The 12,336-nt window shown below is 74.3% G+C and carries 11 protein-coding genes; 6 read left to right on the forward strand and 5 right to left on the reverse strand.

Going from position 1 to position 12,336, the window contains the following annotated elements:
- The first annotated feature begins 18 nt into the window (after positions 1-18).
- On the forward strand, positions 19-660 hold the full coding sequence (locus tag ACSMXR_RS30030) for a nucleoside/nucleotide kinase family protein (RefSeq protein WP_381793603.1): 642 nt from the start codon (positions 19-21) through the stop codon (positions 658-660).
- A gap of 119 nt (positions 661-779) precedes the next feature.
- Positions 780-1,928 (forward strand): aminopeptidase P family protein, encoded by a 1,149-nt coding sequence (locus tag ACSMXR_RS30035; protein ID WP_218524318.1) that lies wholly within the window; start codon positions 780-782, stop codon positions 1,926-1,928.
- Positions 1,929-1,964: 36 nt separating this feature from the next.
- Here the strand turns inward: ACSMXR_RS30035 and treZ are convergent, their stop codons facing one another.
- Positions 1,965-3,725 (reverse strand): malto-oligosyltrehalose trehalohydrolase, encoded by a 1,761-nt coding sequence (gene treZ, locus ACSMXR_RS30040; RefSeq protein WP_376186732.1) that lies wholly within the window; start codon positions 3,723-3,725, stop codon positions 1,965-1,967.
- 212 nt (positions 3,726-3,937) lie between these two features.
- Here treZ and ACSMXR_RS30045 point away from each other — a divergent pair, with 212 nt between their 5' ends.
- Together ACSMXR_RS30045 and ACSMXR_RS30050 are read left to right on the forward strand one after the other, a co-directional pair.
- A complete protein-coding gene (locus ACSMXR_RS30045) occupies positions 3,938-5,332 on the forward strand; it encodes a GH1 family beta-glucosidase (RefSeq protein WP_473170323.1) in 1,395 nt (464 codons plus the stop codon).
- A 15-nt stretch (positions 5,333-5,347) separates the two neighbouring features.
- Positions 5,348-6,478 carry an alpha-L-fucosidase gene (locus ACSMXR_RS30050; protein ID WP_137230614.1) on the forward strand — a complete coding sequence of 377 codons (1,131 nt, stop codon included), beginning with the start codon at positions 5,348-5,350 and terminating at the stop codon, positions 6,476-6,478.
- Here the strand turns inward: ACSMXR_RS30050 and ACSMXR_RS30055 are convergent.
- The 3 genes from ACSMXR_RS30055 to ACSMXR_RS30065 all read right to left on the reverse strand — a co-directional run bounded on the left by ACSMXR_RS30055 (position 6,450) and on the right by ACSMXR_RS30065 (position 8,829).
- Entirely contained in the window at positions 6,450-7,361 is a 912-nt protein-coding gene (locus ACSMXR_RS30055) for a GNAT family N-acetyltransferase (protein ID WP_218524316.1), read from the reverse strand. The two genes, ACSMXR_RS30050 and ACSMXR_RS30055, sit on opposite strands and share 29 nt — an antisense overlap.
- Before the next feature lie 248 nt (positions 7,362-7,609).
- On the reverse strand, positions 7,610-7,855 hold the full coding sequence (locus ACSMXR_RS30060) for a hypothetical protein (RefSeq protein ID WP_137230618.1): 246 nt from the start codon (positions 7,853-7,855) through the stop codon (positions 7,610-7,612).
- Positions 7,852-8,829 (reverse strand): GNAT family N-acetyltransferase, encoded by a 978-nt coding sequence (locus tag ACSMXR_RS30065; protein WP_381909289.1) that lies wholly within the window; start codon positions 8,827-8,829, stop codon positions 7,852-7,854. Before ACSMXR_RS30065 ends, ACSMXR_RS30060 begins: the two co-directional genes overlap by 4 nt.
- 142 nt (positions 8,830-8,971) lie before the next feature.
- On the opposite strand from ACSMXR_RS30065, the gene ACSMXR_RS30070 reads away from it, so the two are divergent.
- Entirely contained in the window at positions 8,972-9,709 is a 738-nt protein-coding gene (locus ACSMXR_RS30070) for a DUF1707 and FHA domain-containing protein (RefSeq protein WP_381847634.1), read from the forward strand.
- Positions 9,710-9,795: 86 nt separating this feature from the next.
- Here the strand turns inward: ACSMXR_RS30070 and lpdA are convergent, their stop codons facing one another.
- Positions 9,796-11,217, reverse strand: coding sequence for a dihydrolipoyl dehydrogenase (lpdA, locus tag ACSMXR_RS30075; RefSeq protein ID WP_137230625.1), 1,422 nt, complete (start codon positions 11,215-11,217; stop codon positions 9,796-9,798).
- A 133-nt stretch (positions 11,218-11,350) separates the two neighbouring features.
- Here lpdA and ACSMXR_RS30080 point away from each other — a divergent pair, with 133 nt between their 5' ends.
- Entirely contained in the window at positions 11,351-12,331 is a 981-nt protein-coding gene (locus ACSMXR_RS30080; protein ID WP_240805835.1) for a LysR family transcriptional regulator, read from the forward strand.
- The last annotated feature ends 5 nt before the right edge of the window (positions 12,332-12,336 follow it).

The raw sequence follows: 12,336 nt of genomic DNA on the forward strand, positions 1-12,336 counted from the left end.
CGCCGCACAATGCCCCGCATGGACATCGTGGACGGGACGAGCAACGGCGGCCTCGCCGCACTGACGGACCGGGCCCGCGCGCTCGCGGACGCCGGACAGCGACGGGTCCTCGGGATCGCGGGCCCGCCCGGAGCAGGCAAGTCCACTCTCGCGGACCGGCTGGTCGCGGCCCTGGACGGACGCGCCGCCCTCGTCCCGATGGACGGCTTCCACCTCGCCGCCGCCGAACTGGACCGCCTGGGCCGCGCCGACCGCAAGGGCGCGCCGGACACCTTCGACGCGGCCGGGTACGCGGCCCTGCTGCGGCGGCTGCGCGACCCGGACCCGGAGCACGCGGTCTACGCGCCCGCCTTCGACCGGTCGCTGGAGGAGCCGGTCGCCGGTGCGCTGCCCGTACCGCCGGACGTGCCGCTCGTCGTCACCGAGGGCAACTACCTGCTGCTCGACGAGGGGCCGTGGGCGCCGGTGCGCGGGCTGCTGGACGAGGTGTGGTTCCTGGACCCCGACCCGGAGGTCCGGGTGCGCCGCCTCGTCGACCGTCATGTGCGCCACGGCAGGCCCCGGCCGGACGCCGAGGAGTGGGTGGCCCGCTCCGACGAAGCGAACGCCCGGCTGGTGGCGGGCGGCCGGGACCGGGCCGACCTGGTCGTGCGCCTCTGACCCGCCGGGCGTTCCCGGCGCCCGGCCGGGGTGTCCGACACACACCGGCAAGCCGGTCGCGTACGCCCCGCCGGGCGGGCAGGATGCTGTGTGCCGTGTCGCACCGCCAGGAGGCCCCGATGTCCAGCCCGACCCCGTCCGCCCAGCAGCCCGTCCCGCCCGTGCCCTTCACCGCCGACGACTACCGGGCCCGGATGGCACGGGCCGCCGAGTCCGCCGCCGAGGCCGGGCTCGCCGGGGTGATCGTCGCGCCGGGCCCCGACCTCGTCCACCTCACCGGCTACCGCCCCGTGAGCACCGAACGCCTCACGCTCCTGGTGCTCCGGGCCGGCCAGGACCCGGTCCTGGTGGTCCCGACCCTGGAGGCCCCCGACGCGGCCGCCGCCACCGGGGCGCCCGCCCTCACCCTGCGGGACTGGACCGACGGCAAGGACCCGTACGCGGTGACCGCCCCGCTGCTGGACGCCGAGGGCCGCTTCGGCGTCAGCGACAACGCCTGGGCGATGCATCTGCTGGGCCTCCAGCGGGAGTTGCCCGGCACCTCCTACACCGCGCTCACCGAGGCCCTGCCGATGCTCCGCGCGGTGAAGGACGCGGCCGAGCTGGAACGGCTCGCGGCCGCCGGCGCCGCCGCCGACGCCACGTACGAGGAGATCCTCAAGGTGCGCTTCTCCGGCCGCCGGGAGGTCGACCTGGCCACCGATCTCGCCGCGCTGCTGCGGGAGTTCGGGCACTCCCAGGTCGACTTCACCGTCGTCGGGTCCGGCCCGAACGGAGCCAACCCGCACCACGAGGCGGGCGAACGCACCATCGAGCGCGGCGACATGGTGGTCCTCGACTTCGGCGGCCTGAAGCACGGCTACGGCTCCGACACCTCCCGTACGGTCCATGTCGGCGAGCCCACCGCCGAGGAGCAGCGGGTCCACGACATCGTCCGTGAGGCCCAGCAGGCGGGCTGCGCCGCCGTCCGGCCCGGCGTCGCCTGCCAGGAGATCGACCGGGCGGCCCGCGCGGTGATCACCGAGTTCGGCTACGGCGACCGGTTCATCCACCGCACCGGCCACGGCATCGGCGTCACCACCCACGAGCCGCCCTACATGATCGAGGGCGAGGAGCAGCCGCTCGTGCCCGGCATGTGCTTCTCGGTGGAGCCCGGCATCTACCTCCCGGGCCGCTTCGGCGTCCGGATCGAGGACATCGTGGCGGTCACCGAGGACGGCGGGCGGCGGCTCAACGCCACCGCCCGCGAACTGGCCGTCGTGGAGTAGGCCCGCCTGCAAGGGAGTTCAGGGGGGCGAGGGCGTTCAGTCGTCCGCCAGCACCACGCACGACTCCGGCGGCAGACGCAGCACGCCGTCCGCCCCCGGCGCCTCCACCGGCTCCCAGGCCGCCAGCACCCGTCCTCCGGACCGGCGGTGGCGGCCGAGGCCGAGCGGGATCGCCGCCGGTTCGCCGGCCAGGTTCACCACGACCCGCAGATCACCCCTGCGGTACGCGAACCACCGCGCGTCCTCGTCGAACGCGGTCTTCACCGACGCCAGGTCGGGGTCGTGCAGATCGGGCAACGTACGCCGCAGCGCGATCAGTTCGCGGTACCAGGCGAGCAGCCGCGCGTGCGGTTCGCGCTCCGGCTCGGTCCAGTCGAGGACCGAGCGGTCGCGGGTCGCCGGGTCCTGCGGGTCGGGGATCTCCTCCTCGTCCCAGCCGTGCGCCCCGAACTCCCGCCGCCTGCCGTTGCGTACGGCCTCGGCCAGCTCCGGATCCGTATGGTCGGTGAAGAACTGCCACGGGGTGCGCGCCCCCCACTCCTCGCCCATGAACAGCATCGGCGTGAACGGACCGGTCAGCACGAGCGCGGCGGCGCACGCCTGGAGGCCGGGGGAGAGGGAGGCGGCGAGGCGGTCGCCGAGCGCGCGGTTGCCGATCTGGTCGTGCGTCTGCGCGTACCCGACGAAGCGGTGCGCCGGGGTACGGGACACGTCGACCGGGCGGCCATGGGTCCGGCCCCGGAAGCTGGACCACGTCCCGTTGTGGAAGAACGCCGACGTCACCGTCTTGGCGAGGGCGGCGAGCGGGGCCCGGGCGAAGTCGGCGTAGTAGCCCTGCGACTCGCCGGTCAGCGCGGTGTGCAGGGCGTGGTGGAAGTCGTCGTTCCACTGGGCGTGCAGCCCGAGGCCGCCCGCCGGGCGCGGAGTGGTGGTGCGCGGGTCGCAGAGATCGGACTCGGCGATCAGCCCGAGCGGCCGCCCCAGCTCCACCGCCAGCGCGTCGACCGCCGCCGCCAGCTCCTCCAGGAAGGTCAGCGCCCGGGTGTCGGCCAGCGCGTGCACCGCGTCCAGCCGCAGCCCGTCCAGCCGGTAGTCGCGCAGCCAGGCCAGCGCGCTGCCCAGCAGGAACGCCCGCACCTCGTCGGAGCCCGGCGCGTCCAGATTGACCGCCGCGCCCCACGGGGTGTGGTGGGTGTCGGTGAAGTACGGGCCGAAGGCGGGCAGATGGTTGCCGGACGGGCCCAGGTGGTTGTGGACCACGTCCAGGACCACCCCGAGCCCCAGCCCGTGCGCCGTGTCGACGAAACGCTTCAGCCCCTCCGGTCCGCCGTACGGCTCGTGCACCGCCCAGAGCGAGACGCCCTCGTAGCCCCAGCCGTTGACCCCCGGGAACGGGCAGAGGGGCATCAGCGACACATGGGTGACGCCCAGCTCCGCCAGATGGCCCAGTCGCGCCGCCGCCGCGTCGAACGTGCCCTCCGGCGTGTACGTCCCCACATGCAGCTCGTACAGCACCGCCCGGTTCAGCCGCCGCCCCGCCCACCCGTCGCGCCAGGCGTACGCCTCCTGGTCGACGACCGCGCTCGGGCCCTCGGGCCCGTCCGGCTGACGCCGCGACCGGGGGTCCGGCAGCAGCGGCCCGTCGTCCACCCGGAACCCGTACCGGTCCCCGTCGGACGCCTCCGCCTCGGCCGTCCACCACCCCTCGCGCCCCGCGTCACGCTCCATCGGGGACCGGACGTCCGCCGCCTCCAGCACGACCGAGTCCGCCTCGGGGGCCCACACCTCGAACTGCATCCACCACTCCTCGTCCCTGGGCGGGGCGCGCGCGGCCGGCGGCCGGGCTTCACGCTCCACGCGACAGGCTCTGTTGCCGCCCGCCACCGGCGATTAAGGTCTGGTCCTGATCATTGCCCGGCGCGTTCCCGCTCATACGGATTTCGCGCACACGTACTGGTTGTGCCGACACGTACCGGTTCCGTTCATACGCACGGCTGCTGGAGGCCGCGATGACCCTGCCGATGTTCCCGCCCGGCTTCCTCTGGGGAGCCTCCGCCTCCGCCTTCCAGACCGAGGGGGCGGTGGACGCGGACGGCAAGGGCCCCTCCGGCTGGGACGCCTTCGCCGCCCGGCCGGGCCGGATCAAGGACGGCACCGACACCACCCGGGGCACCGGCTTCCACGCCCGCTACCGCGAGGACGTCGCCCTGCTGGCCGGGCTCGGCGCCGACGCCTTCCGGTTCTCCGTCAGCTGGCCCCGCGTGGTGCCCGGCGGCAGCGGAGCCGTCAACGCCGACGGGCTCGACTTCTACGACCGGCTCGTCGACGAGCTCTGCGCCCACGGCATCACCCCCGCCCCGACCCTCTACCACTGGGACACCCCGCTCCCGCTGGAGGAGGCGGGCGGCTGGCTCGACCGGGACACCGCCCACCGCTTCGCCGAGTACGCGGGCATCGTCGCCGAACGCCTCGCCGACCGCGTCCCCATGTGGATCACGATCAACGAGCCCGCCGAAGTCACCATGCTCGGCTACGCGCTCGGCGAGCACGCCCCGGGCCGCACCCTGCTCTTCGACGCCCTGCCCGCCGCCCACCACCAGCTCCTCGCCCACGGCCTCGCGGTCCGCGCCCTGCGCGCGGCGGGCGCGGACAACATCGGCGCCGCCCTCTCGCACGCCCCGGTCTGGACGGCCGGGGACACCGACGAGGACCGCTTCGGCGCGGAGCTGTACGACACGCTCACCAACTGGCTCTTCGCCGACCCGATCCTCACCGGCCGCTACCCGGACGAGGGCCTCGCCGCCCTGATGCCGGGGCCGGTCGCCGACGACCTGAAGGTCATCTCCACCCCGCTCGACTGGTACGGCGTCAACTACTACAACCCGACCCTCGTCGGAGCGCCCCGGCCCGAAGCCCTGGACACCTTCTCCGGCTTCACGATGCCCGCCGAACTGCCCTTCGGAATACGGGAGATCGAGGGGTACGAGAAGACCGGATTCGGCTGGCCCGTCGTCCCCGAGGGCCTCACCGAGATCGTCACCACGCTGCACACCCGCTACGGCGACCGCCTCCCGCCGCTCTACATCACCGAGAACGGCTGCGCCCTGGAGGAACCGCACGCCGACGACCGCCGCATCGCCTACCTGGAGAGCCACCTCACCGCCCTGCGCTCGGCGATGGACGCCGGGGTGGACGTACGCGGCTACTTCACCTGGTCGCTCACCGACAACGTCGAGTGGACGGAGGGCGCCTCGCAGCGGTTCGGCCTCGTCCACATCGACTACGAGACGCTGACCCGTACGCCGAAGGCCTCGTACGCCTGGTACCGCGACCTGATCCGCGCACAGAAGACACAGAAGCGGAACCCGGCGGTCGAAGGGGCTTACGCGGCACCCCCCGAGTGATCAATACTTCCCGCCATGGTCGCTTCATGGTGGTCCCGGGCCCGGCTGGGGATCTTCGTTCACTGGACACCCGCATCCGTACCCGGCTGGGCCCCGCCCTACGTCCCCGCCGCCGAACTCCCGGCGGCGGGCCGGCGCGCTCCGCTGGGCTGGACCTCGTACGCGGAGTGGTACGAGAACTCCCTCCGCTTCCCCGGCTCCCCGGTCTCCGCCCACCACCGCGCCACCTACGGCACCCGTCCCTACACCGACTTCGGCCACGACTTCGAGGACGGGCTCGCCGACTGGGACCCGGCGGCCTGGGCCCGCTCCTTCCGCGAGGCGGGCGCCGGATACGCGGTCCTGGTCACCAAGCACCACGACGGATTCTGCCTCTGGCCCTCCGAGACGAAGAACCCGCACCGCACCGGCTGGCACACCACCCGGGACGTGGTCGGCGAGTTCGCCGAAGCCGTACGGGCCGAGGGCCTGCGCTTCGGCGTCTACTACTCCGGCGGGCTCGACTGGACCTTCGACGACCGGCCCATCGGCACCGCCGCCGCCATGTTCTCCGCCGTCCCGCGCGGCGCCTACCCGGCGTACGCCGACGCGCAGTTGCGTGAGCTGATCCGCCGCTACCGCCCCGACATCCTCTGGAACGACATCGCCTGGCCCGCCTCCGCCGCCGAGGTCCGCTCGCTGGTCGACTTCTACCGCTTCACCGTGCCGCACGGCGTCGTCAACGACCGTCTGCTGCCCTACGCACCGCACTGGCGGGGCCTGAACCTGCCGGGCGCCAAGGCGCTGTACAACTGGTGGGACCGCCGGACGGTGGCGCAGGGCGAGGGCTTCGTCCCGCGCACACCGCCCGTCTTCGACTTCCGCACCCCGGAGTACGCCCGCTACGAGGGCTCCGACCCGTACGAGATCACCCGGGGCGTCGACCACAGCTTCGGCTACAACCGGGCCTCGGGGCCGGACTCCTTCATCGGCCGCGAGGCGCTGACCTCACTGGTCCGCGACACGGCGGCCGACGGCGGGAACGTGCTGCTCAACGTGGGGCCGCGCGGCGAGGACGCGACGATCCCCGCCGAGCAGCGACTCCGGCTGGAGTGGCTGGCCGAAGAGGCCGGAGCCCTCACGCCAGATGGACCCACTCCTGGGTGACGGGGTACCCGGCGCGGGCGAACGCGGCGGCCATCGGCGCGTTCCCCTGGTCCGTCGCCCCCGCGACGAACTCGGCGCCCTGCTCGACCAGGAAGCGCGTGCACTCCACCAGCAGGTCGTAGCCGTAGCCGTGCCCGCGCGCCTCGGGCACGACCCCGATGAAGCCGACGCAGGGCCCCGACGGGTTGTGCGCCGGCACCTGGATGCCCGCCACCTCTCCGTCCGGGGTGTACGCGAGCCGCCACCACTCCCTCGGCGAGGGGCACCAGTGGAAGAACTCCAACTCCTCGCGCGCCGCCGCCTCCAGACCGCCGGGGCCCTCGATGGCCTTGCGGGCGTGGGCGTCCAGCGTCGCCGAGTGCACCCGGCGCAGCACATCGAGGATGACCTCGTCGTCCGGCTCGGGGCGGTAGGTCAGCCGGCCCGTCCGCTCGGGCAGCGGGCAATCGGGGGTCCAGCGGTAGCGGTAGCGCTCGACCAGCGGCTTCATCCCGGCCGCCGTCGCGGCGGCGACCCGCTCCTCGACGGCGGCCCGCGCCGCCGGGTCGTCCCGCCATCCGGCGGGCGCGATCAGCTCGTACTCCTTGTCGAACGGGGCGCGGCGCAGGAGTTCGGCGCCCGCCTCCGCCTCCCCGTCCGCGAAGTCGAACCAGTTGAGCACGACGGGCTCGGTGTCCCCGGGCCCGCCCCACCAGGCGGCCCTGGCGATGACGGTGTCCCCGCGCAGGGCGACCCACGACCAGTCGGGGCGGTACTCGCCGCCGTCGGTGGTCGAGGAGTAGGCCTGGCCGAAGGCGGCCCGGCCGACGAAGGGGCTGTCCTGGAACGCGGTGAAGAGTGCGGCGTCGCTCGGCGTGAGCGCGCGGATGACCAGATCGGTCATGAAGGTGTCCTCCGGGACGGAATGCCGCGCTCCCGGTCAGACGAGGTCCGACACCGCCCGGCGGACGGGACGGGAGCGCGAGAAAGATGTACTGCGGATGGTGGTGCGGCTGTTCCCGCGCATGTCTCTCGCCTCCTTCCACGACGGGCCTCGGATGTCGAAGCAGACCGTAGCCAACGCCGATACCCGCCGTCCACCGAATATCCCGAGCGTATCCGGGAGCCCGCCTCCGGGCGTGCCCGGGCCCCTCACTCCCGGTCGCGGCTCCGGCGCTGCAACGCCTCGCGGCGCTTGCGGAGCGCGGCCTGCCGACGGTGGGAGGCCTTGCGCTCGCGGGCCCGCCGCCGGTCCTCGGGCGTACGGTGCTTGCGCGGGCTGAGGAAGACGACCATCGCCAGCCCGCCGAAGACCAGAAGCACCAGGAGCGCGACGAGCACGCCCAGCACCGTGATGACCACCGGTTCGTCCGCCGCCGACGCCGACCACGCGTTCACCCGTGCGCCTCGTCCTTCTCCGCGTCCCAGACCATGTTGAACGCCCGCTCGAAGTTGACGTACCCGAGCCGCTCGAAGGACTTCGCCATCGGTACGTTGCCGAGGTCGGTCGCCGCCCGGATCCGCTCCACGCCCTCGGCCGCCAGCACCCGGGTGCCCTCGGCGAGGAGATCGTCGATGTACCCGTGGCCCCGCCGGGCGGGCAGCACCCCGATGTACGCGATGATCGGGTGGTAGTTGTTGCGGGCCGGAATCACGAATCCGACCGGCTCGCCGGTGGGCAGTTCGGCGATCCGCCACCAGGCCATCGGGGTCGAACAGCCCGCCAGCTCCTCGTCGTAGTGCTTCTCGGCCGCCGCGCGGGAGTCGAGGCCGGACGCCAGGTCCTCCTGCCCATGGGCGTCGAGAGTGCCCTCCATCACCGGCGTCATCAGCGCCAGCAGATCCTCCCGGCCGGTGACCGGACGGAACACCAGCCGCCCGGAGTCCTCCGGCACCGGCGTACCGGCCCGCCACTCCAGCCGCAGCCGCTCCACCAGCATCCGCGCCCCGGTCGCCTCCGCCGCCGCGATCCGGGCCCCGACGACCTCCCGGGCCACCGGGTCCTCGCGCCAGTCCGGCGGTACGAACCGCCCGTACTCCGGCCGCCGCGCACCGGCCGGAACCACGGCCTCGGTCGCCGTCTCCAGCAGCCGGACACCGATCTCGACCCGCTCCGGGGCGGGCAGCGCGTCGTCCAGGTCGAAGAAGTCCAGCGCCAGCGGCTCGCCGCCCGGCGCGTTCGTCCACCAGGCGGCCCTGGCGACGACCCGTTCACCGTCCAGGGCGACCCACATCCACTCCGGGAGGCGGCGTCCGGTGGCGAGGTCGTCGGCCAGCTCATGGTCGAGAACGTACGAAAGGCGGAGAAACAGGTCCAGTTCGCCGGGTCCGGACAGCGGACGGATCGTCAGGCGGGATGGCGCAGGGGGCACACGGTCTCCTCGTGGTGGATGAGCGGCAGACCCTAGCAAGGGGGCCCGGCGGCCGTCCCGTGAGAAAGCCGCGCAGGTCAGCGCGGGAGGTAACAGGGTCTCGTCTGGACACTCCGGCCCCTTCGGCCCGACAATCGTCCACGTGACATCCTCCTTCGAGTTCCACGCGAGTCCCGCGCGGCTGTCGGACGCCCAGCGCGACCGTGTTCTCGGCCTGCTCAGAGAGGGTGCCGCCCAGGGCAAGTTGTCGCACGACACCTTCATGCGGCGCATGGAGCTCGCCCTCGTCGCCCGCCGCCCCGAGGAGCTGGCGGCCCTCACCTCCGACCTGGACGGCGGCGGCCGCTGGTCCCAGGGCCTGGTCCGGGCGGTCGGCGGGATCTCCGCCTTCCCCGGGCGACTGCGCCGCGCCTGGCAGACCGAGCGGCTCCCCAAACTGCTGCTCCCCGCGCCCGGCCCGTATCCGCTGCTCATCGGCCGCGACCCGGCGAACGGGCTGCGCCTCAACCACGAGACGGTCTCCCGGCTGCACGCCGAACTCTCCGGGCAGAACGGCCGCTGGGTGCTGCGCGACCTCGGCTCCACCAACGGCACCTGCGTCAACGGCCAGCGGCTCGTCGGCTCCATTCCGGTGCGCGACGGCGACCAGGTGAGCTTCGGCCGGATGAGCTTCCGCCTCACCGCCCCGGACCGCCTTCCGGCGCAGCCGTCCCGGCCGCAGGACCGCCTGCCGGAACTGCCGCCGCACGCGCCCCGGCCGTCCGCCGCCGCCCCGTCCCAGCTCCCGCCGCCCGCCCCCGCACCCCCGTCGGACGGGCCGGGCCGCCCGGAGCAGGGCTCCGACCGCCCGCCGCAGGCTCCCGGCCTTCCGTCCGCCTGATTCCGGCCGCCCGCCCGGCGCGAGGCCCGGGCGTCCCGTCCGGCTGACCCCACGCCGGGACACCGGGCCCGTGCCCGGCCCGGGCTTCAGTGCTGCTGGTGCAGTCCGCGTCCGGCCAGGGTCAGGAACACCTCGCCCACCGCCTCGGAGAGCGTCGGATGGGCGTGGATGTGCTGGGCCACATCGGCGGGCTCCGCGTCCCAGCCGACCACCAGCTGGCTCTCCGCGATCATCTCCGAGACCTGCGGGCCGACCAGATGGACGCCCAGCACCCGGCCCGCCCGCTCGGCCACCACCTTCACCATGCCGCCCCTGCCGTGCACCATGCCCTTGGCCACGGCGGTCAGCGGCAGGGTGTTCACCACCACGTCGTGCCCCGCGTCCCGGGCCTGCGCCTCGGTCAGCCCCACCGCCGCGGTCTGCGGCGAGGAGTACGTGACCCGGGGCACCGCGGCGTAGTCGACCGGGACGGTACGCAGCCCGGCCAGCGTCTCCGCGACCAACAGCCCCTCGGCGAACGAGGCGTGGGCCAGGCCGGGGGAGGGCGGCGGCAGCAGGTCGCCCACCACATGGACACCCGGCACCGCCGTCTCAAGCCGCGACCAGTCGGCGGGCACCACATGGCCCCGCCCGTCCGTGGTCAGCCCCGCCGCCGCGAGCCCCAGGCCCTCGGTCACAGGCTCCCGGCCGACCGCGACCAGCAGCCGCTCGGCCGCCACCGTGACGCTCTCGCCCCGGGCGGTCCGCACGACGGCCCGCACCCCCTCGTCCACCACCGCCCACTCCAGCAGCCGCGCGCCCGCCTCCACCCGGATGCCCCGCTTCCTGAGCCCCCGCAGCAGATGCCGCGACACCTCCGCGTCCTCCAGCGGCACCAGCCGGTCGGCGGCCTCCACCAACGTGACCTCGGCCCCCATCGACCGGTGCAACGAGGCGTACTCGACGCCGATCGCCCCGCCGCCGACCACCAGCACCGACCCGGGCAGCCCCGGTGCGTACAGGGCGTCGTCGCTCGTCACCACCCGCCGCCCGTCCACCGCCTGCCCCGGCAGCATCCGGGGCCGCGAACCGGTCGCCAGCACCACGCCCCGCCGGGCCACGACCTCCCCGTACCCGCCGATCCGGGCCGAGCGCGGGCCCGTCAGCTCGGCGCTGCCCCGCACCACCTCCACGCCGGCCCGGGCCAGTTGCGCCTCGACCCCCCGGTGGTTACGGGCCACGATGTCGTCCCGGGTCGCGACCAGGGCCGGCCAGTCCACCGAGTCGAGCGTCGCCTTCACCCCCCACCGCTCCCGGGCCTCGGCGATCCCGTCGACCAGCTCGGCCGCGTGCAGCATCGCCTTGCTCGGGATGCAGCCGCGGTGCAGACAGGTGCCGCCGACCGCGTCCCGCTCGGCCAGCACCACCTTCAGCCCGAGGGCGGCCGCGCGCAACGCCGTGGAGTAGCCCCCCGTCCCGCCGCCGATCACCAGTACGTCCGTCGCCTGCTCCGTGTTCGTCCGCGTCATGGGATCCACCCTCGCCCCGGGCCCGGTCATGCGTCCAAGGCAGAATGCGTGTGGAGTCGATGCACAACGTTCATGGCACGTGGACGTGGGCCTCGGTGTGGTGATGCGTGAAGTCCTGTGAGAGGGGCGGCGGATGAGTCTGCGTCAGATGGAGTACTTCGTCGCGGTGGTCGAGGAGTCCTCCTTCACCCGTGCCGCCGAACGCCTCCACGTCACCCAGCCCGCCCTCTCCCACCAGATCAAGGCGCTGGAACGGGCCGTCGGCGGCGAGCTGTTGGAGCGGCTGCCGCGCGGCGTCCTGCTCACCCCGATGGGCCGGGCCTTCCTCCCGCACGCCGAACGCTCCGTCCGCAGCGCCGCCCAGGCCCGCCGTGCCGCCCGCGCGGCCGCCGGGGCGGAGGGCGGCGAACTGCACATCGCCACCGTGCACTCGGTGGCCGTCGGCGTGCTGCCCGACGTCTTCGCGCACTGGCGGCGCGCCCATCCGGGCGTCTGCCTGGTCCTCCACGAGTACGCCAGCGCCGACGCTCTGGAGGACCAGGTGGAGCGCGGCATCGCCGACCTCGCCCTGGGGCCGGTCCCGGAGCGGTGGAGCGGGCCCCTCGTCCCGGTGGGCGAGGAGGAGATCGTGCTCGTCGTCCCGTTCGACGACCCGCTGGCCGGGCGCTCCTCGGTCGCCCTGCACGAGCTCGCCGACCGGGCCTGGGTGCGGTGCGCGATGGAACCGGTCGTCGACGGCCGCCCCTTCCTCGACGGCATCTGCGGCGCGGCGGGCTTCGAGCCCCGTACGGCCGTGCGGACCGAGCACACCTCGACCGCGATCCGGATGGCGGCGGCCGGGGTCGGCGTCTCCACCGCACCCGGCCACACCGTCCGCGGCGCTCTCGGCGAGGACTGCGCGGTCCTGAGCGTCGACCCGCCCTGGCTGCGCGCCCTCGCCGTCTTCTCCCGCGTCCCCCTGACCGGGGCGGCCGCCGCCTTCACCGAGCTGCTCGCCACCCTGCCGGTCACCGGGATACGCCCTCCGCACCCCACCGCCGCCTCACCCGAACGGGCGTACGCCGACTGCGGCGCGCCCCCGGCGGTGGTCCCCTGGGAGAACGCGCGCCGGTAGCCGGC

Source organism: Streptomyces sp. DSM 106670, assembly GCF_055792845.1.

Coding starts and splice junctions, on each gene's coding strand:
- ACSMXR_RS30030 (WP_381793603.1), top strand. CDS start 19: ATGGACATCGTGGACGGGACGAGCAACGGCGGCCTCGCCGCACTGACG.
- ACSMXR_RS30045 (WP_473170323.1), top strand. CDS start 3,938: ATGACCCTGCCGATGTTCCCGCCCGGCTTCCTCTGGGGAGCCTCCGCC.
- ACSMXR_RS30035 (WP_218524318.1), top strand. CDS start 780: ATGTCCAGCCCGACCCCGTCCGCCCAGCAGCCCGTCCCGCCCGTGCCC.
- treZ (WP_376186732.1), bottom strand. CDS start 3,725: ATGCAGTTCGAGGTGTGGGCCCCCGAGGCGGACTCGGTCGTGCTGGAG.
- ACSMXR_RS30050 (WP_137230614.1), top strand. CDS start 5,348: ATGGTCGCTTCATGGTGGTCCCGGGCCCGGCTGGGGATCTTCGTTCAC.
- ACSMXR_RS30055 (WP_218524316.1), bottom strand. CDS start 7,361: ATGACCGATCTGGTCATCCGCGCGCTCACGCCGAGCGACGCCGCACTC.
- ACSMXR_RS30080 (WP_240805835.1), top strand. CDS start 11,351: ATGAGTCTGCGTCAGATGGAGTACTTCGTCGCGGTGGTCGAGGAGTCC.
- lpdA (WP_137230625.1), bottom strand. CDS start 11,217: ATGACGCGGACGAACACGGAGCAGGCGACGGACGTACTGGTGATCGGC.